18 protein-coding genes are annotated in these 23,940 nt (G+C 62.8%); 11 read left to right on the plus strand and 7 right to left on the minus strand.

The window, feature by feature from the left end; translation table 11 throughout:
* The first annotated feature begins 25 nt into the window (after positions 1-25).
* From glgX to PQR53_RS23225, 5 genes are all read left to right on the plus strand, one after another.
* Positions 26-2,245, plus strand: a complete 2,220-nt coding sequence (gene glgX, locus PQR53_RS23205) for a glycogen debranching protein GlgX (protein ID WP_408458937.1) — start codon at positions 26-28, stop codon at positions 2,243-2,245.
* Positions 2,246-2,367: 122 nt separating this feature from the next.
* Entirely contained in the window at positions 2,368-4,287 is a 1,920-nt protein-coding gene (treZ, locus tag PQR53_RS23210; RefSeq protein ID WP_408458940.1) for a malto-oligosyltrehalose trehalohydrolase, read from the plus strand.
* On the plus strand, positions 4,284-6,488 hold the full coding sequence (gene malQ / locus PQR53_RS23215) for a 4-alpha-glucanotransferase (RefSeq protein ID WP_408458942.1): 2,205 nt from the start codon (positions 4,284-4,286) through the stop codon (positions 6,486-6,488). Before treZ ends, malQ begins: the two co-directional genes overlap by 4 nt.
* Positions 6,485-9,343 (plus strand): malto-oligosyltrehalose synthase, encoded by a 2,859-nt coding sequence (gene treY / locus PQR53_RS23220; protein WP_408458945.1) that lies wholly within the window; start codon positions 6,485-6,487, stop codon positions 9,341-9,343. The genes malQ and treY overlap by 4 nt, the downstream gene beginning before the upstream one ends.
* 63 nt (positions 9,344-9,406) lie before the next feature.
* The gene (locus PQR53_RS23225) at positions 9,407-10,894 is read left to right on the plus strand and encodes a dipeptidase (RefSeq protein ID WP_408458947.1); all 1,488 of its coding nucleotides are present in this window, start codon (positions 9,407-9,409) and stop codon (positions 10,892-10,894) included.
* Positions 10,895-10,923: 29 nt separating this feature from the next.
* Here the strand turns inward: PQR53_RS23225 and PQR53_RS23230 are convergent, their stop codons facing one another.
* The 3 genes from PQR53_RS23230 to PQR53_RS23240 form a co-directional block, all read right to left on the minus strand.
* Positions 10,924-11,646: a sulfite exporter TauE/SafE family protein gene (locus tag PQR53_RS23230; RefSeq protein ID WP_408458950.1), complete on the minus strand. Its 723-nt coding sequence runs from the start codon at positions 11,644-11,646 to the stop codon at positions 10,924-10,926.
* An 82-nt stretch (positions 11,647-11,728) separates the two neighbouring features.
* Complete coding sequence (locus tag PQR53_RS23235; RefSeq protein ID WP_408458953.1) at positions 11,729-13,072, minus strand: hemolysin family protein; 1,344 nt, start codon at positions 13,070-13,072, stop codon at positions 11,729-11,731.
* Positions 13,073-13,166: 94 nt separating this feature from the next.
* Positions 13,167-13,973, minus strand: a complete 807-nt coding sequence (locus PQR53_RS23240) for a sensor histidine kinase (RefSeq protein WP_408458956.1) — start codon at positions 13,971-13,973, stop codon at positions 13,167-13,169.
* A 189-nt stretch (positions 13,974-14,162) separates the two neighbouring features.
* Here PQR53_RS23240 and PQR53_RS23245 point away from each other — a divergent pair, with 189 nt between their 5' ends.
* The 6 genes from PQR53_RS23245 (at position 14,163) to PQR53_RS23270 (ending at position 19,286) form a co-directional block, all read left to right on the plus strand.
* Positions 14,163-14,504, plus strand: a complete 342-nt coding sequence (locus PQR53_RS23245; RefSeq protein ID WP_408208184.1) for an FKBP-type peptidyl-prolyl cis-trans isomerase — start codon at positions 14,163-14,165, stop codon at positions 14,502-14,504.
* Positions 14,505-14,537: 33 nt separating this feature from the next.
* On the plus strand, positions 14,538-15,332 hold the full coding sequence (locus PQR53_RS23250; protein WP_408458959.1) for an AraC family transcriptional regulator: 795 nt from the start codon (positions 14,538-14,540) through the stop codon (positions 15,330-15,332).
* 366 nt (positions 15,333-15,698) lie between these two features.
* Positions 15,699-15,881 carry a hypothetical protein gene (locus PQR53_RS23255; RefSeq protein ID WP_408458962.1) on the plus strand — a complete coding sequence of 61 codons (183 nt, stop codon included), beginning with the start codon at positions 15,699-15,701 and terminating at the stop codon, positions 15,879-15,881.
* A 455-nt stretch (positions 15,882-16,336) separates the two neighbouring features.
* Positions 16,337-17,245 carry a hypothetical protein gene (locus PQR53_RS23260; RefSeq protein ID WP_408458965.1) on the plus strand — a complete coding sequence of 303 codons (909 nt, stop codon included), beginning with the start codon at positions 16,337-16,339 and terminating at the stop codon, positions 17,243-17,245.
* Between the two features lie 47 nt (positions 17,246-17,292).
* Entirely contained in the window at positions 17,293-17,805 is a 513-nt protein-coding gene (locus tag PQR53_RS23265) for a glycine-rich domain-containing protein (RefSeq protein ID WP_408458967.1), read from the plus strand.
* 11 nt (positions 17,806-17,816) lie between these two features.
* On the plus strand, positions 17,817-19,286 hold the full coding sequence (locus PQR53_RS23270; RefSeq protein ID WP_408458970.1) for an MFS transporter: 1,470 nt from the start codon (positions 17,817-17,819) through the stop codon (positions 19,284-19,286).
* A 30-nt stretch (positions 19,287-19,316) separates the two neighbouring features.
* Here PQR53_RS23270 and PQR53_RS23275 read toward each other — a convergent pair whose 3' ends face one another.
* The 4 genes from PQR53_RS23275 to PQR53_RS23290 form a co-directional block, all read right to left on the minus strand.
* A complete protein-coding gene (locus PQR53_RS23275) occupies positions 19,317-20,507 on the minus strand; it encodes an O-succinylhomoserine sulfhydrylase (protein WP_408458973.1) in 1,191 nt (396 codons plus the stop codon).
* A 306-nt stretch (positions 20,508-20,813) separates the two neighbouring features.
* Positions 20,814-22,364, minus strand: a complete 1,551-nt coding sequence (purF, locus tag PQR53_RS23280; protein WP_408458976.1) for an amidophosphoribosyltransferase — start codon at positions 22,362-22,364, stop codon at positions 20,814-20,816.
* Between the two features lie 135 nt (positions 22,365-22,499).
* Positions 22,500-22,994, minus strand: a complete 495-nt coding sequence (locus PQR53_RS23285; protein WP_179739466.1) for a CvpA family protein — start codon at positions 22,992-22,994, stop codon at positions 22,500-22,502.
* Between the two features lie 7 nt (positions 22,995-23,001).
* On the minus strand, positions 23,002-23,937 hold the full coding sequence (locus PQR53_RS23290) for an SPOR domain-containing protein (protein WP_408458979.1): 936 nt from the start codon (positions 23,935-23,937) through the stop codon (positions 23,002-23,004).
* Positions 23,938-23,940 lie beyond the last annotated feature (3 nt).

The raw sequence follows: 23,940 nt of genomic DNA on the forward strand, positions 1-23,940 counted from the left end.
TAAAACAGAACAAGGAAGGGGAATCATGTCGCATGCAATGCCCGACCGGCTTCTGCCCGGCTCGCCCTATCCGCTTGGCGCCAGTTGGGATGGCCTCGGCGTCAACTTTGCGGTGTTCTCGGCGAATGCGCAGAAAATCGAGCTTTGCCTGTTCGATCCCACCGGTCGCAAGGAAATCAGGCGCTACACGCTGCCCGAATGCACCGATGAAGTCTGGCACGGCTACCTGCCCAACGCGCACCCCGGCACGGCTTACGGGTTTCGCGCACATGGCCCGTATCAGCCGCAGCATGGGCACCGCTTCAATCCGCACAAGCTGCTGCTCGATCCGTATGCGCGCAAACTGGTCGGGCAGTTTCGCTGGTCCGACGCGCTGTTTGGGTATCGCGTGCATTCGAATCGTGCCGACCTTTCCATCGACCGGCGCGACTCGGCGCCGGCCATGCCGAAGTGTGTCGTAATCGACGAAGCTTTCGACTGGTCGCACGACAAGCGCCCGAATGTACCGTGGGGCGAAACCATCGTCTATGAGGCGCATGTGCGCGGCGTGTCGATGTTGCGCCCCGATTTGCGGCAGCACGAACGCGGCACGTTCGCCGCGCTGTCATCGCCGGAATTCATCGAGCATTTGCTGAAGCTCGGCGTGACCGCCGTCGAATTGCTGCCCGTGCACGCGTTTCTGAACGACCGCTTTCTGGTGGAGCGCGGCCTGCGCAACTACTGGGGTTACAACACCGCGGCATTTTTTGCACCGGAGCCGTCGTATCTGAGCACGCACCGGCTCGATGAAATGCGCATTGCCGTGCGCCAGTTGCACGCGGCCGGCATCGAAGTAATTCTCGACGTGGTCTACAACCACACCTGCGAAGGCAATGAGATGGGACCGACCGTCTCGTGGCGCGGCCTCGACAATGCCAGCTATTACCGCCTGATTCCCGGCGACGAACGCCACCATATCAACGACACCGGCTGCGGCAATACCGTGAACCTGCCGCATCCGCGCGTGCTGCAGATGGTGATGGATTCGCTGCGTTACTGGTCGACCAAGTTCAATATCGACGGCTTCCGTTTCGATCTCGGCGTGACGCTCGGCCGCGAGCACCATGGTTTCGACCCCGGCTCCGGTTTCTTCGACGCCTTGCGCCAGGACCCGATCCTGTCGCAACGCAAGCTGATTTCCGAACCATGGGACATTGGCCCCGGCGGGTATCAACTCGGCAATCATCCACCGGGCTTCGGCGAATGGAACGATCGCTTTCGCGACACCGTACGCCGTTTCTGGCGCGGTGACGCGGGCCTGCGTCCCGATCTCGCCGCGCGTCTAACTGGCTCGGCCGATCTGTTCAACCGGCGTTTCAGGAAACCGTGGGCATCGGTCAACTTTGTCACGTCGCATGACGGCTTTACGCTCGCCGATGTCACCGCGTACGAGCACAAGCACAACGAAGCGAATCGCGAAGACAACAACGACGGCCACAATGAAAATTGCAGCCGCAATTGGGGCGTGGAAGGTCTGAGCGACGACGCCGTCATCGACGAAACCCGCAAACGCGTGGCCCGTTCGCTGATCGCCACGCTGCTGATGGCGCTCGGCACGCCCATGGTGCTGGCAGGCGACGAATCACTGCGCACGCAAAACGGCAACAACAACGCATATTGCCAGGATAACGAACTATCATGGCTCGACTGGGAGCGCGCGGAGTCGCCCGATGGGCGCCAGATGACCGCGTTCGTCGCGCGGGTGATCGCGCTGCGCAAACAGCATCCGCTGCTGCGCGAAACGCGCTTTCTGTTTGGCGACCGCGAAGTGTTGCCGGGCCTGTTCGATGTCGGCTGGTTCGATACGCACGGCGATCCGCTCACCATCGAAGCCTGGCAGGACCCCGAAGGCCGCGCGTTTACGCTGCGGCGCGCCGGTCCAGGCTTGAATGGCGAAACAGAAGTATTGTTGATGATGCTCAACGCAGCGGAAGAAACGCTGCGTTTTACGCCACCCGCACCGCACCTGGAATGGCATGTGCTGCTAGATACTGCCGAGCCGGAAAGCGCGCCGCACCGGTTGGCGGTGGCAGAGGTGGAAGTGGCCGCGCATAGCCTTGTGATGCTGGCGGCGCAACCCGTCGGCGAAGCGGACTGGCAGGCGGGCTGGAAAGCCGGTGTGCAGCATGGGCCGCGGCTGTTGACCGCCCTGCCGCCCGATCCGGGTGCGCATCCGCCGAGCCGCGACCCGTCGCCGACCACGTAGGCTGCGCATGAAAGCACGGCACGTACAGCAGGGTAAGGCAGCTGCGTCATGACGCGTCGGGCCTCTCAAAGGCGAACGACACGTGAGACGGGGCGCGAAGCAAAACCGAATGGTGAAGAATCATGTCCGAAAGTCCGATTGACCCGCACGCGCATCATCACGCGCATTGCCTGCCGTTCAGCGCGCAGTTGCTGGGCGCGACAGGCGCGAAGCCGCGTACCCGGTTCCGCTTCTGGGCGCCTTCGTGCAAGACCGTACACGTAGAAGTCGAAAACGGACCGGCCCAGGGCTCGCATGACATGACGCCCGCCGGCAACGGCTGGTTCGAAACGACCGTCGACAGCGGCGCGGGTACGCTATACCGTTTCCGGCTCGATGGTGAACATGCGGTGCCCGATCCCGCGTCGCGCTTCCAGCCGCAAGACGTGCATGGTCCGAGCGAAGTGATCGACCCGCGTGCCTATCATTGGGAACATACGAACTGGCATGGTCGCCCGTGGGAAGAAACCGTGTTGTACGAGTTGCACGTCGGCGCGATGGGCGGCTATGCGGGTGTGCAGAAACGTTTGCCCGCGCTTGCCGCGCTCGGCGTGACCGCCATCGAATTAATGCCGCTGAACGACTTTCCCGGTAAGCACAATTGGGGCTACGACGGCGTGCTGCCGTATGCGCCCGATTCCGCGTACGGCCGTCCCGAAGAACTGAAAGCGCTGATCGACGCCGCGCACGGTCTCGGCCTGATGATATTTCTCGACGTGGTCTACAACCACTTCGGCCCGGACGGCAATTATCTGCATGAGTACGCCCGCCCGTTTTTCCGCGAGGGCTCGCATACGCCCTGGGGCCCGGCGATCGATTTCGACCGCAGCGAAGTGAGCGACTTCTTCACCGACAACGCCGTGTACTGGATCAATGAATATCGTATCGACGGCCTGCGTTTCGATGCGGTGCATGCCATCGACAATCACGCGTGGCTGCGCGAATTGTCCGACCATATTCGCGCGAAAGTGCAACACGGACGGCATGTCCATCTGGTGCTGGAAAACGAGCACAACAGCGCGAGCCTGTTGGAAACGCATTTCGACGCGCAATGGAACGACGACGCGCACAACACGCTGCACGTTCTGCTGACGGGCGAAACGGAGGGCTATTACCACGCGTATGAAGACCAGCCGATCCGGCGCCTCGCGCGCGTGCTGTCGGAAGGCTTCGCTTATCAAGGCGACCCGTCGCCGATTCACGACGGCGCACCACGTGGTGAATCGAGCCAGCATCTGCCGCCCACTTCATTCGTGATGTTCTTGCAGAATCACGATCAGGTCGGCAATCGCGCATTCGGCGAGCGTCTACGCAAGCTGACCTCGGACGATGCCTTGCGTGCCGCCACCGGTTTGCTGCTGCTGTCGCCGCAAATCCCGCTGCTGTTCATGGACGAGGAATACGGCTCGACCCAGCCGTTCCTGTTCTTCACCGACTACACCGGCGATCTCGCCGATGCCGTGCGCGAAGGACGGCGCCGCGAATTCGCCCGTTTCTCGTCGTTCAGCGACGAAAAGCGGCGCGCGCAGATTCCCGATCCGAACGACGTGAAGACCTTTGCGGCCTCGTCACCGCCCGAGCTTGTTCATGGAGGCACAGCGAACGACGAAGCGAAAGACCGCCTCGACTGGATGCACTTCTACAAATCCGCGCTGGCCGTGCGGGCGAAACTGGTCACGCCGCGCCTGAAACATTCAAAAGCGCTCGGCTCGACCGTGCTGAGCGCCGCAAACGGTGGCGATGCCAATGCACTGATCGCCCGCTGGAAACTTGGCGACGGCGAGACCTTGTCGGTCGCATTGAATCTCTCGAAGGAGAATGTGGCGTTCCCCGATCTGCCTGCCGGCAAAGTGATTTTCGAAACGCCGCCGCGCGTGCGCGAGCAGATCGACGCCAAGGTGTTGCCACCGCACGCATTCGTCGCTTGGGTTACCGGCGACGTCAGCGACTATGCCATCGGCCACGATGCTCGCATCGCGGGCCAACAGGAGCGCCACGCGTGAGTGCTACCCGACGTTCAAACGATACGATCGTGACCCTTGCCACGCGCGCCGGTTTCGAGGTGGAGTGGCGCGATGCGCACCGTAAGACCCAGCTTGTGCCGGAGAGCACGCTCGCCGTGCTGCTCGAACGGATGGGCTTGCCGTGCGGTAACGCCACGCAAATCCGGCAAAGCGCGGCCGCGCTAGAAGCGGAACTGTCCGGCAAGAAACTGCCGCCGCTGATGACCGCGGAGGTCGACCGCGGCATCGCGCTGCCGGTCGCGGCGATCAAAGCCGGCAGCCATTATCGAATCGAACTTGAAAGCGGTTCGATCATCGACGGCCGTTTCACCGCGCCTAAAGGCGAGGAAGCCTTGCTCGCGCCGATCGACGAGCCCGGCTATCACACGCTGGTAATCAACGACCAACACGTGACACTGGCCGTGGCGCCGTCACGCTGCTACACCGTCGCGGATGCGTGGCGCACGCTGCACGATGGCACCACGGAGCAAACCCCACCGCTATGGGGGATTGCCGCGCAGTTGTACGGCTTGCGCCGCGCGGGCGATGGCGGTATCGGCGACTATTCGGCGCTCGCGAAAATGGCGATCGAAAGCGCGAAGCGTGGCGCGCACGCGCTTGCCGTCAGTCCGACGCATGCGATGTTCAGCGCCGAGCCGAATCGCTTCAGCCCGTATTCGCCGTCATCGCGCTTGTGGTTGAACGTCACGCATATCGATCCCGCCGCGGTGTTCGGCGCCGATGCCGCGCGCGCCGCGCTCGAAACCGCGCAGGCCGCCGGCGCATGGTCGGCACTCGAGGACTTGCCGCTGATCGATTGGCCGAATGCGGTCGTGCTTAAGCTCAAGGTTTTGCGCGCGCTGTACGAAAATTTCTGCACCCAGGAACGCGCGCACGACACACCGCGCGCGCTCGAATTTCACGGCTTCTGCGAACGTGCCGGCCGTGCGCTCGAAGATCACGCGCGTTTCGAAGCGCTGCAGGCGGTGCAACTCTCGCAAGAAGGCGGCGACGGTCATTGGCGCAATTGGCCTGAGGCGTTGCGCGATCCGCGCAGCCCGGAAGTTGAAGCCTTCGCTGACGCTCATCGGCATGAAGTCGATTTTCACCTGTTTCTGCAATGGCTCGCCGCCAAGGGGTTGTCGCACGCGCAGCATGCAGCCGCCGACGCCGGCATGGCCGTTGGCCTGATCGCCGACCTGGCCGTTGGTTGCGATAGTGCCGGCAGCCATGCATGGTCGTATCGCGACGACATGCTGCAAGGCGTGTCCGTGGGCGCACCGCCCGATCTGTTCAACCAGGCCGGCCAGGCGTGGGGGTTGACCACCTTTTCGCCGCGCGCGATGCGGACCCAGGGCTTCTCCGCTTTCATCGACATGCTGCGGGCGGCCTTCGCGCATGCGGGCGGCATCCGCATCGACCACATTCTCGGTTTGCGCCGCCTGTGGCTCGTGCCCGAGGGCGAGAGCGCGCGTAACGGCGCCTATCTGCGCTATCCGCTCGAGGACTTGCTGCGGCTGATCGCGCTCGAATCGTGGCGGCATCGCGCAATCGTGATCGGTGAAGACCTCGGCACCGTGCCGCCGGGTTTTCGCGAGCGGCTCGACGAGCACGGCATCGCCGGCATCCGTGTGTTGTGGTTTGAAGGCGCGGAAGGCGGCACAGGCTTCAAGCCGCCGCAGGCATGGGACCGCAACGCGGTGGGCACCACCACCACCCACGATCTGCCGACCGTGGCGGGTTGGTGGCGCGGCAGCGATATCACGTGGCGCAACCGGATTGGCCAGACAATGGCGCGCGCCGACGGCCGCGACCCTGAGGAAGCCGCGCAGGAACAGCGCGCCGAGGACCGTGCGCTGCTGTGGCAAGCGTTCCAGCAAGCCGGTGTCGCCGCGCCCGACGTGGACGCGCCGCCGCCCGACCAGGCACCCGTGGATGAAGCGCTCGCCTTCGTCGCCGCGACGCCCGGGCCGCTCGTCACGTTCCCGCTCGAAGACTTGCTCGCGCTGGTCGAGCAGCCGAATCTGCCCGGCTCGATCGACGAGCATCCGAACTGGCGCCGCCGCGTCACTGTGCCCATCGACGAATTGTTCGAGGACGGCACCTTCAGCGACCGCTTGCTGGCCATCGACCGCGCGCGCCGCAGCGCAACCGTTCCCGCTTCTTCTTCCAATGCTTCTTCGGAGCCTGATACGCCATGACCGTCCCGCGCTCCACGCTTCGCCTCCAGTTTCATCGAGGCTTTACCTTCGACGATGCCGCGAAGCATGTCGACTACTTCGCCGCGCTCGGCATCAGCCACGTTTACGCGTCGCCCATCACCACGGCCGAGCCGGGCTCGATGCACGGCTACGATACTGTCGACTACACCCAGGTCAATGCCGAATGCGGCGGCGAGGCGGGCTTGAAACGCCTCGTCGAAAAACTGCGCGCGCACAACATGGGCTTGATCGTCGACATGGTGCCGAACCATATGGGTGTCGGCGGCTCGAGCAACGCATGGTGGCTCGATATCCTCGAATGGGGCCGGCATAGCATGTACGCGCGCCATTTCGATGTCGACTGGCATTCGCCCGATCCGGCCTTGCGCGGCAAGGTGCTGGTGCCGACGCTTGGCGCGCCGTACGGTGAGGAACTGGCGGCGGGCAGGATTGCGCTGCATTTCGCGGCGGACAGCGGGCGCTTTTACATCGGCTATGGGCCGCATGTGTTTCCGGTCTGCCCGACCGATTACCCGTCCATTTTGCAAAGCGCCGAGCGCGCCGATCTCAACGCACTGGCCGAACGTTTCCAGGGCCTGACGACGCAGCCGGCCGATCAGCCGCGCGCCGCCGAAGGGCGCGAGATGCTGCGTGAGTTCGTCGCGCAAAGCGGCGCGTCGGCGATCGAGCTGGCGCTGCAAGCGTATGCGCCCGAAGATCCCGTAACGCGCGATCGTTTGCATCGGCTGATCGAACGGCAGCATTTTCGTCTTGCATGGTGGCGCACCGCTTCGGACGAAGTGAACTGGCGGCGTTTCTTCGACATCTCGACGCTGGCCGGTGTGCGAGTGGAGCGGCCCGAAGTATTCGAGGCGGTCCACGCGCTGATTTTCCGTTTGTATCAGGAAGGCGTGGTGGACGGTTTGAGGATCGACCATGTAGACGGGCTCGCTGAACCGCGCGAGTACTGTCAGCGTTTGCGCCAGCGCCTCACCGAACTGCGCGACACCGCGCCGTATGTGGTGGTCGAAAAGATTCTCGGCCGCGGCGAGCCGCTGCGCGACGATTGGCCCGTCGACGGCACCACCGGCTACGATTTCATGAGCGACGTAGGCGCGCTGCTGCACGATCCCGCCGGTGCCGAACCGCTCGCGCGGACGTGGGCCGAACTCACCGGCCGCAGCCCGCGCTTCGCCGACGAAGCCCTGGCCGCGCGGCGCAAGATCCTCGCGGAGAACCTCTCGGCGGAACTGGATCGCGCGGCACGCGCGTTGCATCGGATTGCCCGTGATTCATTGACCACGCGCGATTTCACGTTCACCGCGCTGCGGCGCGTGCTGACCGAACTGGTCGTGCATTTTCCGGTGTATCGGATCTATCCGCAGAACGCGCTGCGCAGCGCCGCAGACAATATCTATTTCGAGCAGGCGCTGGCCGGCGCGCGACAAACGCTTTCGCGCGCGGATCATGTGGTGCTCGACCGGGTGAACGCCTGGCTTGGCGGCAGCGCCGAAGAAGTGCCGAATGCGCGGGTCAATTCATCGCAACAGCAGGGTCCGAATGGCGCCCCGCCCAGTCATGCGGGTTCCGCGCGGCGCACCGCGCAAACACTGTTCTCGCAGTTGAGCGCGCCGGTCGCCGCGAAGGCGGTTGAAGATACAGCGTGTTATCGCTATGGGCGTTTGCTGTCACGCAATGAAGTCGGCTCGGACCCGGGCGAGTTTGCTTTGTCGGTCGAGCAATTTCATGCGGCGAATCTCGAGCGCTCGCAACGCTTTCCTCACGCGATGCTCGCCACGGCCACACATGACCACAAGCGGGGCGAGGACGTGCGCGCGCGGCTCGCGGTATTGAGCGAGATTTCTCAAGAGTGGAGCACGACGCTGCGTGCGTGGTCGACCTTGAACGCGCCGCATCGGCGTGCGCTCGACGGCAAGCCGATCAGCAGCGTCGGTCAGGACACGAGCTACGATTGGGCGCCGGGCCCCGCCGCCGAGGCGATGCTGTATCAGACCCTGGTGGGCTGCTGGCCGCCGGATTTAAAGCCGGCCGATGAAGCGGGCGTCAAGGAACTGGCCGAGCGCGTCGCGCAATGGCAGTTGAAGGCGCTGCGGGAAGCGAAGCTGCAGACCAACTGGCTCGCCCCGGATGAAGCGTATGAGGCCGGCTGCCGCGATTTCCTGTTCGACATCCTGGCGCCGCAACGGCGCGATGGGTTTCTGCGCGAGTTGTCCGCGTTCGTGACGCGGATTGGGCGCGCGGGCGCGCTCAACAGTTTGCAGCAGACCGTGTTGCGGCTGGCATCGCCTGGGATTCCCGATCTTTATCAAGGCACAGAATTGTGGGACTTCAGTCTGGTCGATCCAGACAATCGCCGGCCCGTTGATTTTGCCAGGCGCGAGGCGTGGCTGGCGCAGACGCCGCCTTCGGAGTTTCTGGCGAGCTGGCATGACGGTCGGGTGAAGCTTGCGGTGGTGCAGCGGGTGCTGGCGCTGCGCGCGCATTTACCGGAATTGCTCAGTCAGGGCGCGTATCTGCCGCTCGAGGTGCGCGGGGCGCAGGCGTCGAATGTGATCGCGTTTGCACGGCGGCATGGGAACGCGTGGGCTGTCGTGGTGGCGAGCCGGCTTGCTGCCGGCTTACTCGACGAGGATGGCGAGTTGCCGATGGTCGACCCGGCTAAATGGGGCGATACGGCGATCGCCATGCCTGCGGACCTCACGGCGCGGGCGCTGTTCGACTGGCTGAGTCCGGCCGCGCCCAAAGTGGATGAAGACGGCTCGCTGTATCTGCGCGATGCATTAGGCGCGATGCCTATCGCGGTGCTGGTGGAGGACGGCGTGCCACGCAGTTGACGAGTCGTCTCACAAGTCAGGTAACATCGGCGCACAAAATGAATGCCCCCGAGAGGAGCGCCGATGCAGATCGACTGGCCGACTATTCAAAGCGGGTGTGCCGATACATCCCACGGCACGACGGTCGACATATCAGGCTGGATCATTCCGCTGGACCCGCAAGCACCCACGGTCGATTACTTCTTGCTGAGCGCCGACGAGCCCTGCTGCGGGGGTTGCGTGCCGCGCAATCCGCTGACATCGATTGAGGTCTATATGGCCGCGCCGCTCGCGCCGCAGGCTGAGCCACTGGCTTTGCGCGGCCGGCTGGTTCGTCTGCTGGACGATCCCGCGGGCTGGCGGTATCGGCTGGTCGACGCACTCCCGCTCGATCGTCCGCAAACGCCGCCGCGCCGGTTTAGCCGGCGCGCGTTTCTCGCCTCAGGCGCGGCGTTGGGGTTGACAGCTTGTGCGCCCGGACACTTTGCCGGTTATACCGAGGCGCACGACGGCGCGGCACAAACGGAACAAACGGTGCAATCCGCGCAGGCCGCACAAGCCGCGCAATCCGGGAACGCGCCCCAATGGCAAGCGCCTGCCGGCACGCTCGCCATCGACATGCACAGTCACGGCGGACGCGTAATCGTGTCGCGCAATCCAGCGATCGGCGCCAACCGTCCGTTTATCCCGCTGGCCGCGCCGATGCGCGCCGGCGGCATGAACGTCATCTGTCTTGCGATCGTCACCGATACGACCGTCACGCGTGTGGCGGACAACCATAAACGTTTCGAAGCGTGGCGCGAACCGCAGCCAGGCGAACTGTATGCGCTCGGCCAAACCGAGTTTGTGCGCGCGCATCAGTTGATCGAACGCGAGCAGTTGCGGGTGGTGACGAACACCGCGTCGTTGTCGACCTTGGGTCCGCTCGGGCCCTGCGCCATCCTCTCCGCCGAGGGTGCGGATTTTCTCGAAGGCCAGGTGGATCGTGTCGACGAGGCGTACACGCAGCATCAATTGCGGCATCTGCAACTGACGCACTACCGCGTGAACGAACTTGGCGACATCCAGACTGAGCCACCGGTGCATGGCGGACTCACGGACATCGGCGTGCAAGTGGTGCAGCGCTGCAATGCGTTGGGAATCGTCGTGGATGTGGCGCATGGCACCTATGACCTGGTGAAGCGCGCGGCGGATACGACGACCAAACCGCTGGTGCTGTCGCATTCGGCTTTGGCCACGCGTCCGGGTGCGCGAAGCCGGCTGATCACGCCGGACCATGCGCGGGTCATCGCCGGCACGGGCGGCGTGATTGGCGTGTGGCCGAGTTCAGGGACGTTTCATGACTTGCATGCGATGGCCGAGGGCGTCAAACGCATGGCGGACGTCGTGGGGGTGGAACACGTCGGGTTGGGGACCGATATGCTCGGGTTTATCTCGCCGCCGGTGTTCAGGAGCTACCGGCAGCTGCCCGATCTGGCCAGCGCGCTGTTGCTGGCCGGATTTTCCCAAGCGGAAGTGACAGCGGTTTTGGGGGGCAATTACCGGCGGGTGTTTGAGGCGTCAGTGGGGTGAGGTTGCATGCCTCTTCGCAACAGCGCACGCTACCGCCCTGCCGCCCACAGCAATGAAAGCCCCGAAGACAACATCAACCCGTCAACCACCAGCTTGAAAACCGCGGGGCTCATCCGAACCACGATCAGCCGCGCGGAAAAGGACCCGATCATGAGTGCCGAGCCGGTGATCAAACCGTCGATCACCACATGCAACGGCAGCGCGCCGAAGTGATTGAAAACCGCGACTTTGGTGCCGTACACAGCCAGTGATCCCGCCGCTTCCGTCGCTAGAAAGGCGCCTTTCACAAGGCCATACGACATAAACACGGGCACCGTGATCGGCCCAGTGGAAACGACGATGCCGGTGAGAAAACCGACAACACCGCCGATCAGCGAAAGCTGCCACAAAGAAAACCTGATAGCCCGCCGCGCCAGCCAGCGCCGCGTAGGCACCATTGCGATGAAAAACAGCCCCAACGCGAGTTCGACGGCATGGGGCGGCAATGCAAGAAGCGTTCGCACACCCAGTGCCGCGCCCGGCACCGCAGTCACGCAATAAGCGCCGCAAGCCCGCCAGTCGATCTCGCGCCACCACGCAAGAATTTTTCCGAAATTGCCCATGATCGCGGCGATCGCCATGATCGGCACCGCTTGCTGCGGACCGAACAGCATGACGAGAACGGGCATCAGCATCATGGACGAGCCCGTACCGATCACGCCGCTCAACGTGCCGGCCAGCAAACCAACGCACAGCACCAGCAAATAACCCATTCCGCCCCCCGGTCGTATGGATGGCGATTTTACTCGAGCAACGGTTCAGCGGACCTGAGACGGGCCTGGCGTTAGAAGCCGCTCAACCGCCTTCGTCGTCGAAGGTTCTCGGATAAACGCGCACCAGCACGATTCGCGGTCCTTTCATCTTTTTGACCACCACGTCGAAGCGATCGAACTCGACGCGCTGCCCTTCGGCAGGCAGGTCATTGAGCGCCTGAATCACGAGGCCGCCGACCGATTCGGCCTTGCCTTCGTCGATGTCGATCCCGAGCGCGCGCTCCAACGACACCACCGGCAAGCTGCCCTTGCCCATCAGCGTGCCGTCGTCCATGCGCGTCCAGTCGGCGTCGCCCTGGCGGAATTCGTCGTGTATCTGCCCAACCAGTGCACCAAGCAGATTGTCCAGCGTCAGAAAGCCGATCGGCTTCGAATTCTTGTGCCCAACCAGCGCGAAGTGCGGCGCGCCCTTGCGGAAGCGGCGAAACAGTTCGAGCGCAGGCATGTCGGGCTTCACATACTGCACGGGCCGTGCATATTTGGAGAGGTCGTCGAGCGTGCTGCCCGCGTGCCGCGCCAGCAGCAAATCCTTCAAATGGATCATGCCGGCCACGCGCTCGCCGGCGGCGTCTTCGAACAGCGGATAGCGGCTGAAGCGGTGTTGCGCCACCACCTGCATGTTTTCGCGCAACGGCAAATCGCGCCTCATGCCGACCATTTCATGCGACGGGCGCATCAGATCCGAGACCGTCATGCGCGAAAAATCCAGCGAATGCGCAATCGTGTTCCATTCGTCCTGGCTGTATGCGCCTTCCGGCGAACCGAGTTCAGTTGCGACGTTGGCGCGGCGGCCGCGCAAGATCAGCTTGAGTTCGTCGGTCGAATAATGCGAATCGTGGCCGTGGTCCGCGTCGAGGCCTGCGAGCTTCAATACCGCGTTGGCACTCGAATTGAGCACCCAGATTGCCGGATACATCGCCCAATAGAAACCGTACAGCGGCGTGGCGGCCCACAGTGAGACCTTCTCCGCCTCGCGAATCGCCAGCGACTTCGGCGCCAGCTCGCCCACCACGATGTGCAGGAACGAAATACACGAGAACGCGAAGAACAGCGAGATGCCGTGGATCAGCTTCTCCGATTCCACGCCAAGCAGGCTGAAGATGGGCGTGAGCAGTTCCGCGAACGCCGGTTCACCGATCCAGCCAAGCCCGAGCGACGCCAGCGTGATACCGAGCTGACAGGCGGACAGATACGCGTCGAGCCGGCCGTGCACTTTCGCCAGCAAACGCCCGCGCACGCCGTGCCCGGTCGCGAGGCTCTGCACGCGCGTCTGGCGCAGCTTCACCAGACCGAATTCGGCGGCGACGAAAAAACCGTTGAGGGCAACGAGAAACAACGCACCGATAAGGGCGACAACCTGGATCAAAGCGAAAGGCTCCGGCAACAAAAGTTGTCAGTATAAAGGGCGAAAGTTCGGTGAAAGTTAACCGCGTCCGGCAACGCGTGCCGGCAATGGCCGCTCACGTTGCTGCTGTTGCACTCAGCGGCACATGCAGCGCGAGCGTAGCCGTTTCGCCTTCAGGCGCCTCGTTTTGCTCGAAACTGCCGCCGTGCGCTTCCGCAACGCGCTTGCACAGCGCGAACACCCACGCGATCCGTTTGGCTTCGCGCGGTTCCCGTGCCTGCTGGCGGGCAAAGGCTTCCAGCAAATGAGGCACCGAAGGATCGGTCAAGGCCGCGGCGCCCTGTCTGAAGGTGACGCTGGCGTACCACCTGGAGGCGTCCGCGCGCGCAGCCAGCGTAACCGTGGCGCCCGCCACGCTCGCCTCGACGGCAAACGTGAGCATCACCCACAGCGCCGCGGCCAGGCGTTCACGATCGCCGTTGAGCTGCTCGGTAGCGAGCTGCGACTCCACCCTGACCTCGACGCCACGCGTGCGAGCCAATCCGGAGCGGACCTCTTCCGCTGTTTCGTCGAGTAGCGGATGCAGCGGAAACGGCGCAAAAGCGAGCGCCAGCGACTTGGTCTCGGCCCGTGTGGCGTCGACGATCGTCTCCAGCAACTTCACCTGCTGCTCCACGCCGTTGCGAATTCCGGTGACGGCGCGCTGCGAGTTGGGGTCGTTCGCATCGAGCTTGCGCTCCAGCACATACGCCCAGCTATGAATGGCGTTCAGCGGACCCCGCAGGTCGTGCGACACCAGCGACAGCACGTGGTCGCGCATGAACAGCGCAGTCTCCGCGCGCAAATGTGCGGTGCGTTCGGATACGGCGAAGCCGGAAACACCCGGCTGTGCGCCGGTGGTTCCGGTGGAAGACGTTGTCACGATCGAGCCCTCTCAGGCAGTGCAGGAAATATTGAAAGAAGCCTCATTATAGGCATGCTGTCCGGCGCGACCAGCCTGGCCGGACGGCCAATACGGACGCAAACCGCATGCCACGCGGGAATCCTCGGCGATGCGATGCCAACACGCCTACAATGTCGGTTTTTACGTTTTTGAACCAAGGAGCGACATATGTCGACTGTGACTACCGAATCCGGCCTGAAATACGAAGACATCGTCGAAGGCAACGGCGCCGAAGCCGTTGCCGGCAAGACCGTCAGCGTGCACTACACGGGCTGGCTGACCGACGGCCAGAAGTTCGACTCGAGCAAGGACCGCAACGACCCGTTCGCGTTCGTACTGGGCGGCGGCATGGTCATCAAGGGCTGGGACGAAGGCGTGCAAGGCATGAAAGTTGGCGGCACGCGCAAGCTGACGATTCCGCCGCAACTCGGCTACGGCGTGCGTGGCGCAGGCGGCGTGATTCCGCCGAATGCAACGCTCGTGTTCGAAGTCGAACTGCTCGACGTCTAAGCTTTCCCTGTTTTGTAATCGGGTGCATTGCCGATGAATCACGCCGTCGTTACCGCTCCGAGCGTTTCGTTGCGTCGCTACGGTGCGATCGAAGCGTCGGATGTGCATGACTTTCATCAGGTCGTACTCGGCCTCGACGGCGCGATGGTGATGGCGGTGGACGGCGTCGCGCAACAGATCGACGCCGGGTCCGCCTGGCTCATCCCGGCAGGTGCACGGCACGACTATGCAGGTATCGGCGAGAACCGGCAGCTGGTGCTGGATCTGCCGGCCGCCTCGCTGGCCGTGCCGGAACGTCTGTTCGACCACGCGCGGGCCGTGATGGTGGATGCCTCGCTCACGCAACTCGTGCATCGCATCGCGGCGCACGCCGCGGGCGGCGCGCAAGGCAACGCTCTGGATACGCGGCGTTTTCATTGGGACGCGGCGGCGCGCCTGGGCGCTGCGCTAGTGGCGGACCCCGGCACAACGATGGCGGGCGCGCCGGCGCCTGGCGCTGGTCTGGATTTCGCACGCATCGACCGTTGGCTGCGCGCGCATCTGTCGGAACCGCTGCGTATCGCCGACCTCGCCGCCCATTGCGGCTTCGGCATGCGGCGCTTTCATCAGCTTTTTATCGAAGCCTTCGGCGAAACACCGCATCGCTATTTGCAGCGCCTGCGGCTCGATACGTCGCTTGGCTTGCTGTCCGATCCACGCTTATCGCTCAGCGATATCGCGCTGGAAATCGGCTTCGGCGATCAGAGCGCCTACACGCATGCGTTCACGCGGCGTTTCGGGCTGGCGCCCGGACAGTGGCGCGCGACCCGGCATCGAAGTCACGCTTGAGCCGCGATCCCCGTACTGTTACCAATAGTTAAATCTGGCAAACAAAGCCGTACGGATAAGATGTGTCATCGCGTCACACGCGTCAGGCAAAAGCACGACGCATCTTCGCGATTGTCAGCCGTCACCTCATCCCCCCAACCTCCCCTGACAGCCCGCTGCATCAAGGTCTTTGGCAAACGACATCTCAATCTCAACGCAGCCATCGAGCCTGCGCACGGATGTGCACCGCTCGACCGTATCGTCGCACCCAACAAATAAAATTGAACATACCTCAGAAGCGAAAGACAGAGCTACGGGGTGCGTAATATTTTTTCTGTTCTATTAATGCACTCCAATCCCAATGCTTTACACCTTTGGAGGTATACGATGGAAAAGCTGGCTCTTCAAATTGCTCAGAACTCCGTATGGAAAAAATGGGTTGCCGCCAACTCCGCTCAGACAGACGGCTGTATCTCTGGTACCAAGGAAGGTTGTATTTCCGCTGCGAAGGCAGGCTGCATTTCGATCGCCATGACGAAGCCACTGCCGAAGACCGGTTGTATCAGCTAATCGCTGCACCTCGAACATGAGCTGACAGATCAGGCGAAACACGCCCATCTGGCGAGCTCATCAAGCTGGTCCTTGCACACCACAAGGACCAGCTTCCCTCGACATCGCAACCAGGCTACGGAGCGCATATGGAAAACCAGCCAACAGTCGATGTAATCGAGCAGATCAAGGACATTCCCATTTATCAACAGTCGATCGCGGAGAGATTTTTTCCCATTCTGGAAAAGCCGGCAATCGCATTGGACTTCCCCGACAACTGGATGACGCCGCGACTCGCCGCAGCGCTCAGGACAGGCGAAGCCGAGTTCGTTCTCTCAACCGGCACCCATCACGCGCGGATGCATATCATCCGTCCTCCTTATTTTCTGTTGAACTCCTACTATCAGCTGTGGAGCCAACATCCCGATATCGGCTTCACATGGCAGCAACAATGCCAGCGCGTATCGCTCACTACCGTGCTGGCGACCGAACATGTGGCACGAGTGAACGCCCGAAAATACGGCAAGCACACGATTGAAATAGCCTCATCCGCGATGCGGCGGCTCGATGCCCGCACCACGTATCTCAATCAGAAGCTCGATCCAGCACGGTGGGAACGCGCCGATATCGAGCGCATGCTTGACGATATCGAGGCGGCGCAGCATTGCCATCCGAATGGGTTTTATCATCTGGATTGTTCCAGCTACCATCTGGCGCATTTCATATTGAAGGTCGCGCAATACGGACTTGAAGCACGCTTCCCCCAACCTGCCAGCATCATCCACGCTTACGAGTACACCCCTGCAAACGTCCGGTGGTTCCTGCTGAAAAATTTCAGTTGCCCGCTCATCGATCTCTTCGGCAGCACCGAACTCGGCTATCTCTACTACAGCGATCGGCACGGAAACTATTCGCCGTTTCTCGACAAAATGTGCCTGGAACTCGTGCCGTTTGCGACGAGCAACACAATCTTCAGCATGATTGTGTCGAGCGTGCGGAATCCCTATATGCCACTGATCCGCTACCGCTCCGGCGATTGCGTTCAGACCGGCGACGGCTCGGCGGACCCCGAGAAAATTGTCCGGTTTTGCGGCCGCGAAAAGGAAATGCTGCAGGCTTCGCACGGGATTGTGTCGCAAGCCGAATTTGACGATCTGATCTGCGCCGCCTCGCCGAATATCTTCGTCTACCAACTGTATCCGGAGGCGAAGTGGCAAGCCGGCCTGCATTACACGACGTTCAATGGGGCTCCGCTCTTGCCGCAGGAAGCCGCTGACCTGCAAGGGCGTATTCAGGAAGCGACAGGGATGGATTGCGCTCCCTTGCATCGCACGCATATCGACATCGGCAAGTCGGGAAAATATGCCTGGCTCGCGAAAAAATAAAGGCTACCCAACACGTTCCAATCGCTTCGCTGCAACGAGGATAACGCATGCATTCCCCACTTTCTGCTCCGGCCATCGACGCAAAGGCATTGCTCGGTCACGATCTCCATTCGGAAGTAATCGCCTATTTCATCAAGCGCACCGGGTCGTCGTCGGACTACGTGAAGCGGCAACTCACGGAATGCCTGCGCTATCTTTACCTGGTCTCGAAGCACCGGGAGCAGCTGAGTGGTCTTTTTTTGCCGGTCGAGCAGCAGATCGACGAAATCTGGCACTACCTCATTCTCCAGACACGCGAGTACCGGACACTTTGTGAAGAACGCTTGCCCGGCGGCTTCTTTATCGAACACCGCAGTTTTCCTTACGCGACTTATCAACAAGAGCCGAGCCGTGAGCAACTGATCGAGCAGTCGCTTCGCTGGCTACCGTTATACCGGGAATCCTTTGGTCCATTCGACGAGGCCGCGCTGCCGCATTGGACCATGCCGCGTTTTCTTCGCGACGAAATGGGCCTCTCCTTGTCGGAGATCGCGCAGCTCGAAGCCCACAAGACAGCCTGAAGGCGGACCCCATGTCAGGCTACCAGGACATCCGGCATCGGGCAAGCGAGCGAGGCAGGCCGTCCGCCAGCGCGCTTGCCCTTGCCGTCATCCTGGCCTGCCAATTGATGATTGTGCTCGACGGAACCGTGGTCTACGCGGCACTGCCGCGTCTTCGGGCAGACCTCGGGCTTGCGCGCCCGGATCTGTCCTGGGTGCAGAACGCCTATATGCTGACTTTCGGCGGGTTCATACTGCTGGGCGCCCGCACCGGCGATATCCTCGGACACCGCCACGTCTTCCTCGCCGCCAGCGCGGCGTTTGTCGTGGCGTCGTGTGCCGCCGGGCTCGCTTTGTCGCTGCCTCAGCTACTCATCGCGCGCGCCGTGCAAGGCATCGCCGGCGCCTTTGCCGCGCCGTCCGCGCTTGCGCTATTGATGCTCTGTTTCCCGGATGGCGCATCGCGCGCGCGTGCTATCGGCCTCTACACGGCGGTATCCGGCGGCGGCAGCGCAGCGGGGTTGGTGCTCGGCGGCGTCCTGACGGATTTCGCCTCGTGGCGCTGGGTATTGTTCATTAACGTGCCCATCGGCGCGCTTTTGCTCATGGCCGGACTGAGGTGCCTGCCCGAAACGCCGCGCAACCGCGGGCACTTCGACTGCACGGGCGCATTGACTGTCACCCTCGGCACCATTCTTCTGGTCTATGGGCTCGTGCGTGGCGTGCCGGCCGGGGCAGGCGACCCAGCCGTCGCGGCGGCGCTGAGCGCAGGCGGGTTATTACTCACTGCCTTCATTCTCATCGAGAAGCGGGCGCGCCAACCGATCACCCCGCTCGCGCTCTTCGCCAACGCACAACGTTCAGGCGCTTACGTCGGCAGGACGCTGCTGATAGGCGGCATGCTGGGGACCTTCTTTTTCCTGATTCAATACGTGCAAGAAGTCCTGGAATTCAGCGCGTTCCGCGCGGGGCTCGCCTTCCTGCCGTTGTCGGTCACGCAGTTTCTGATGGTGGTAGTCGGGGTGCCACGTTTGATACCACGGCTGGGCGGCAAAGGCCTGTTGACAGGCGGACTGTTGATCGCGGCGGTCGGCATGCTGTGCCTGAGCCGGGTGGATGCAGGCAGCGAATTTTTCGCCGATCTGGCGTTGCCGATCATGATGCTGGGGATCGGCTCCGGTGCCGCACTGGTGCCGCTTACGACAGCCTGTATAGACGGCGTGGCGCCGCGTGATGCCGGCGCGGCCTCCGGTCTGATCAACGCGACGCACTATATCGGTGGCGCGATGGGCACGGCGTTTGTCGTCTTCGTTGTCGATCTGACGCTTAGCCGTACCGCTTTAGCACCCAGGCTCACCGATTCGGCTTCGGAACCGGGCGCCAAGGCTGAACTCACCCACGCGCTGTCGATTTCCGCTGCCACATCCGCGGCGTTTTTCATGCTGGCGCTGCTTATCGTACTCGCCACGATGCGCCGCCCGCGCCCGATGCCACCGGCATAAGCGTTCAGGCGTGGCCCACTCCTCTACGGCTTAACCCGCCAGGCCGCGTTCCAGATCGCCGCGGATATCGCCAGCGTTTTCCAGACCCACGGCGAGACGGATCAAGCCTTCGCTAATACCCGCCGCCGCGCGCGCCTCAGGCGTCACGCGCCCGTGCGTGGTCGTAGCCGGATGCGTGATGGTGGTACGCGTATCGCCGAGGTTGCCGGTGATCGAGCAGATCTTCGTGCTGTCGATCACGCGCCAGGCATTCACGCGCATCTGCTCAGGCGTATCGCCCTTCAGTTCGAACGACAGGATCGCGCCGCCCGCCTTCTGCTGACGCATGGCCAGCGCATGCTGCGGATGCGATTCGAGCCCCGGATAAAACACGCGGTTCACGGCCGGATGCGTTTCGAGCCAGCGCGCAATTTCCAGCGCATTTGCCGACTGCTTTTCGACGCGCAGCGACAGCGTTTCCATGCCTTTGAGCAGCACCCACGCGTTGAACGCGGACAAGGTCGGCCCAGCGCTACGCACGAACGGGAACACCTTCTCCATGATGAATTGCTTCGAGCCGACCAGCGCGCCGCCGAGCACACGGCCCTGGCCATCGAGGAACTTGGTGGCCGAATGCATCACAACATCCGCGCCGAGTTTCAGCGGCTGTTGCAATGCCGGGCTACAGAAACAATTGTCGACCACGAAGATCGCATTCGCTGCCTTCGCGATTTTGCTGATCGCTTCGATATCGGCGACTTCGGTCAGCGGATTCGACGGCGTTTCGAGGAAGAACATCTTTGTCTCCGGGCGCACGGCGTTTTTCCACGCGTCCAGATCGGTCGGATCGACGAAGGTTGTGACGATGCCGAACTTGCTGAAGATTTGCGAGAACATGCCGAGCGTCGAACCGAACAGTGCTTGCGAGCTGACCAGATGGTCGCCGGCCTGCAGCGTCGACATCACCACCGACATGATCGCGGCCATCCCCGAAGCCGTGGCCATGCACGCTTCGCCGCCTTCGAGCGCGGCCAGACGGTCCTGGAACATCGAGACAGTCGGGTTGGTGAAGCGCGAATACGTGTAGTTGTCTTCGGAATTCTTGAATTTTTCGGCGGCGTCCGCGGCACTCGCGAAGACGAAGCTCGAGGTCAGGAAAATCGCTTCCGAGTGTTCGTTGAAGTCGCTGCGCACTGTGCCCGAGCGGACTGCCAGCGTATCGAAGTTCAGGGAGTCGTCCATGTTGGTTCTGGTTTCCAATGTTCCATGGCTGGGTTCGGTGTCTACAACGCATCCGAAAGGATGCGCGTGACGCCAAACGGCAGCAACAAAAAAGCCCGCTTTTGCGTCGGCATAAGCGGGCTTCATGTGCGGGGAAAAGCTGGAGCGGAGGCGGATGACTGCGGCTTTTCCACCCTTCGCTTTAGCTGTTTTGGGTTGCCCCGCGTCCGCAAGCTGAGATCAAATCGACGCAAGCCGTCATGCTAACACGCTCGCGGCGCGGCGTGGCGCGCAGCGGGCCACGCCACCCCGCGAGCCGTATTGCTTTTAGCCCACCGACAACTGCAGATGCAATTGCGAACGCGCCGGAGCGCCGCCGTCGATCGCTTCGCTCGCGGCGTCGCGATCCGATTGCGAGGACGGTGCGAGACGCGCGGTTTCGATGCGATCGAGGTACTCGGTCGTGACATCACCCGTGACGTAGTTGCCGTCGAAACACGAGGCTTCGAATTCCTTCAGCGCCGGGTTGATATCGCGCACCGCCTGCTTCAGCGCGTCGACGTCCTGATAAACGAGATAGTCAGCGCCGATCATGCGCGCGACTTCGTCGTCCGTGCGGCCATGTGCAACGAGTTCGCCGCGTGTCGGCATGTCGATACCGTAGACGTTCGGGTACTTCACCGGCGGCGCCGCCGAAGCGAAGATCACCTTGTTCGCGCCGGCGTCGCGTGCCATCTGCACGATTTCATGCGAGGTCGTGCCGCGCACGATCGAATCGTCGACGATCAGCACGTTCTTGCCCTTGAACTCGATGCCCATGGCGTTGAGTTTCTGGCGCACCGACTTTTTACGCACGGCCTGGCCCGGCATGATGAAGGTACGGCCGACGTAACGGTTCTTGAAGAAGCCTTCGCGATACTCCACGCCCAGCTTCTTCGCGACCTGCATCGCAGCCGGTCGGGACGAATCAGGGATCGGCATCACCACGTCGATCGCGACGTCGGGCAATTCACGCTTGATCTTCTCGGCGAGGTAATCGCCCATGCGCAACCGCACGTTGTAGACCGGCACGCCGTCGAGCACCGAGTCCGGACGCGCGAGATACACGAGTTCGAAAATGCAGGGATTCAGGCTCGGGTTCGTCGCGCATTGCTGCGAATGCAGATTGCCTTCGATGTCGATGAAAATCGCCTCGCCCGGCGCGATGTCGCGCACGAATTCGAAACCGATACCTTCGATCGCGACCGATTCCGACGCCAGAATCCACTCGACGCCTTCGGCCGTTTCCTGCTTGCCGAGGCACAACGGGCGAATGCCGAACGGGTCGCGGAAGCCGAGCAAACCGTAGCCGGCAATCAGCGAGACGATCGCGTACGAACCCCGCACCCGGCGATGCACACCCGACACCGCCTTGAACAGCGCGGCCGGATCCAATTGAAGACCCGAGCTGGACAGCTGCAATTCGTGCGCGAGCACGTTGAGCATCACTTCGGTGTCGGAATTGGTGTTGATGTGGCGGCGATCGATGCGGAACATCTCATCTTTCAGTTGCTGCCAGTTGGTCAGATTGCCGTTGTGCGCGAGGATGATGCCGAACGGCGCGTTCACGTAGAACGGCTGGGCTTCCTCTTCGCTCGATGCGGAACCGGCGGTCGGGTAACGGACCTGGCCGATACCGGTGGTGCCGGGCAGGCTACGCATGTTGCGCGTGCGGAACACGTCGCGCACCATGCCGTTGGCCTTGTGCATGTGAAAATTGCTGCCGTTCGCTGTCGCGATGCCGGCGGCGTCCTGACCGCGGTGCTGCAGAAGCAGCAGGCTGTCATAGATCAGCTGATTGACCGGAGAATGGGAAACTACGCCTACGATGCCGCACATGGCATGTCCTTCAAAGGTACGAAATTCGTAACGGCGGCCGATGCCTGCGATGCTGCGCGAGGGTACGCGACGGTATAGAGAGGCACCGGATTGCGCCGGAGTCCTGCTGCGTTCCTCTATCCGTTCACTTGATCGTCACACACGGACGTAGGCAGCGAGCGTCTCGGGAAGCAGCGGTTTCATTACGTGCACGCCCTCGACCGCATAGGGCCGAAGCAAGGCGTTGCGCCAGAATTCCTGTTGGGGCAGTTCGGTCAAGCCTGCAAGGGCGACCAGAACCAGCACCAGAACGACCCCGCGCACGAGGCCGAACATCAAACCGAGCGAGCGGTCCACGCCGCTCAAGCCGGTTGCCTGCACAAGGCGGCTCAGCAACGCGTTCAGCACGCTCGCCACCAGCACCACGCCGACCACCACCAGCGCGAACGCCAGGAGCCACTGGGTCAGTGCGCCGCCCGGCCACGTGGCAGGGATATACGGCACGACATAACCGACGAAGCGGCAAGCAATGAAAAACGCCGCAATCCAGCCGATCAGCCCGAATATCTCCGACAAAAACCCGCGCCATGTGCCGCGCAAGGCCGACAAACCGATCACCGCCATTACAGCGTAGTCGAAGGCAGTGAACATCGCTCGCTTACTGTGCCGCGCTGCTGTTCGCGCCCGACGTCAAGCCGGCCTCGCGAACCTTCGCAATCGCGGCGCTCGCCGCTGCACGATCGGCGAACGGACCGGCGCGCAATAGCGTGAGCGTCGAGCCGTCGGCCTGCTTCCGATGTTCGGTATATGCGGGCACACCGGCCGCTTTCAACTTGGCGGCCCAATTGCGCGCATTGGCGTCGTTCGCAAATGCGCCGAGCTGGACGGCGAAACGGCTGCCCGGGGGCGACGCCGGCGTGCCGGAATTCGCGTCGGCGCTGGCAGCGGCGGTATTCGCGCTGTCTTCGCTGGGTGCCGGAACGTTCGCCGCGTTTTGCGTGGCGGGCGCGTTGGCAGGTTTGGCCGACTTGACCGGTTTGGCAGGCGTCTGGGCAATGGGCGCCGCAGGCGCCGTATTGGCGGCGACGGCGGCAGGCGCTTGCGATTTCACGGCCGGTTTGACTGCGGACGCCGCGCTCGTTGCCGCGCTCTGCTGTTTAGCGGCGCCGGACTGGCCTTGCGTGGCTGCCGTTGTCGGCGCAAGGCCGGAAGCGGCAAGTGCCGCGTCAGGCGCTGGGTTATCCGGTGCTACACCGGCCTGCGTGTCTTCGTCGGTCTTGGCGACCTTCGGCGCGGGACGGCTTGGAATATCGATAGAGATGTCGTCAGTAACGGGCTTGGGATGGGAATCCAGCACCATGGGCAGGATCACGACCGCTGCGACGACCAGCGCAATCGCGCCGACAAGTCTGCGCCGCGCGCGCTGCTTTTCCGGCAGCGTAGGGTCGAGCAGCATCGCATCGGCATCCACGGTGCGCTCCGTGCGGCGGGTTCGCCGCTCCACGCGCTCGCCACGGGCGGCCCGGGTGGAACTGGTGTTTGCGCCACGCCGGCTGGGCGCGTCGTCTTTCTTGCCGAACGAGAAAATTCCCATGAA

Origin of the sequence: Paraburkholderia fungorum (assembly GCF_046027605.1) — a bacterium.
Lineage (GTDB): Bacteria > Pseudomonadota > Gammaproteobacteria > Burkholderiales > Burkholderiaceae > Paraburkholderia > Paraburkholderia fungorum_F.

Excerpts from the sequence above, each read along its gene's own strand:
- glgX (WP_408458937.1), top strand. The coding sequence starts at position 26 with ATGTCGCATGCAATGCCCGACCGGCTTCTGCCCGGCTCGCCCTATCCG.
- treZ (WP_408458940.1), top strand. The coding sequence starts at position 2,368 with ATGTCCGAAAGTCCGATTGACCCGCACGCGCATCATCACGCGCATTGC.
- treY (WP_408458945.1), top strand. The coding sequence starts at position 6,485 with ATGACCGTCCCGCGCTCCACGCTTCGCCTCCAGTTTCATCGAGGCTTT.
- PQR53_RS23225 (WP_408458947.1), top strand. The coding sequence starts at position 9,407 with ATGCAGATCGACTGGCCGACTATTCAAAGCGGGTGTGCCGATACATCC.
- PQR53_RS23230 (WP_408458950.1), bottom strand. The coding sequence starts at position 11,646 with ATGGGTTATTTGCTGGTGCTGTGCGTTGGTTTGCTGGCCGGCACGTTG.
- PQR53_RS23245 (WP_408208184.1), top strand. The coding sequence starts at position 14,163 with ATGTCGACTGTGACTACCGAATCCGGCCTGAAATACGAAGACATCGTC.
- PQR53_RS23250 (WP_408458959.1), top strand. The coding sequence starts at position 14,538 with ATGAATCACGCCGTCGTTACCGCTCCGAGCGTTTCGTTGCGTCGCTAC.
- PQR53_RS23255 (WP_408458962.1), top strand. The coding sequence starts at position 15,699 with ATGGAAAAGCTGGCTCTTCAAATTGCTCAGAACTCCGTATGGAAAAAA.
- PQR53_RS23265 (WP_408458967.1), top strand. The coding sequence starts at position 17,293 with ATGCATTCCCCACTTTCTGCTCCGGCCATCGACGCAAAGGCATTGCTC.
- PQR53_RS23270 (WP_408458970.1), top strand. The coding sequence starts at position 17,817 with ATGTCAGGCTACCAGGACATCCGGCATCGGGCAAGCGAGCGAGGCAGG.
- PQR53_RS23275 (WP_408458973.1), bottom strand. The coding sequence starts at position 20,507 with ATGGACGACTCCCTGAACTTCGATACGCTGGCAGTCCGCTCGGGCACA.
- purF (WP_408458976.1), bottom strand. The coding sequence starts at position 22,364 with ATGTGCGGCATCGTAGGCGTAGTTTCCCATTCTCCGGTCAATCAGCTG.
- PQR53_RS23285 (WP_179739466.1), bottom strand. The coding sequence starts at position 22,994 with ATGTTCACTGCCTTCGACTACGCTGTAATGGCGGTGATCGGTTTGTCG.
- PQR53_RS23290 (WP_408458979.1), bottom strand. The coding sequence starts at position 23,937 with ATGGGAATTTTCTCGTTCGGCAAGAAAGACGACGCGCCCAGCCGGCGT.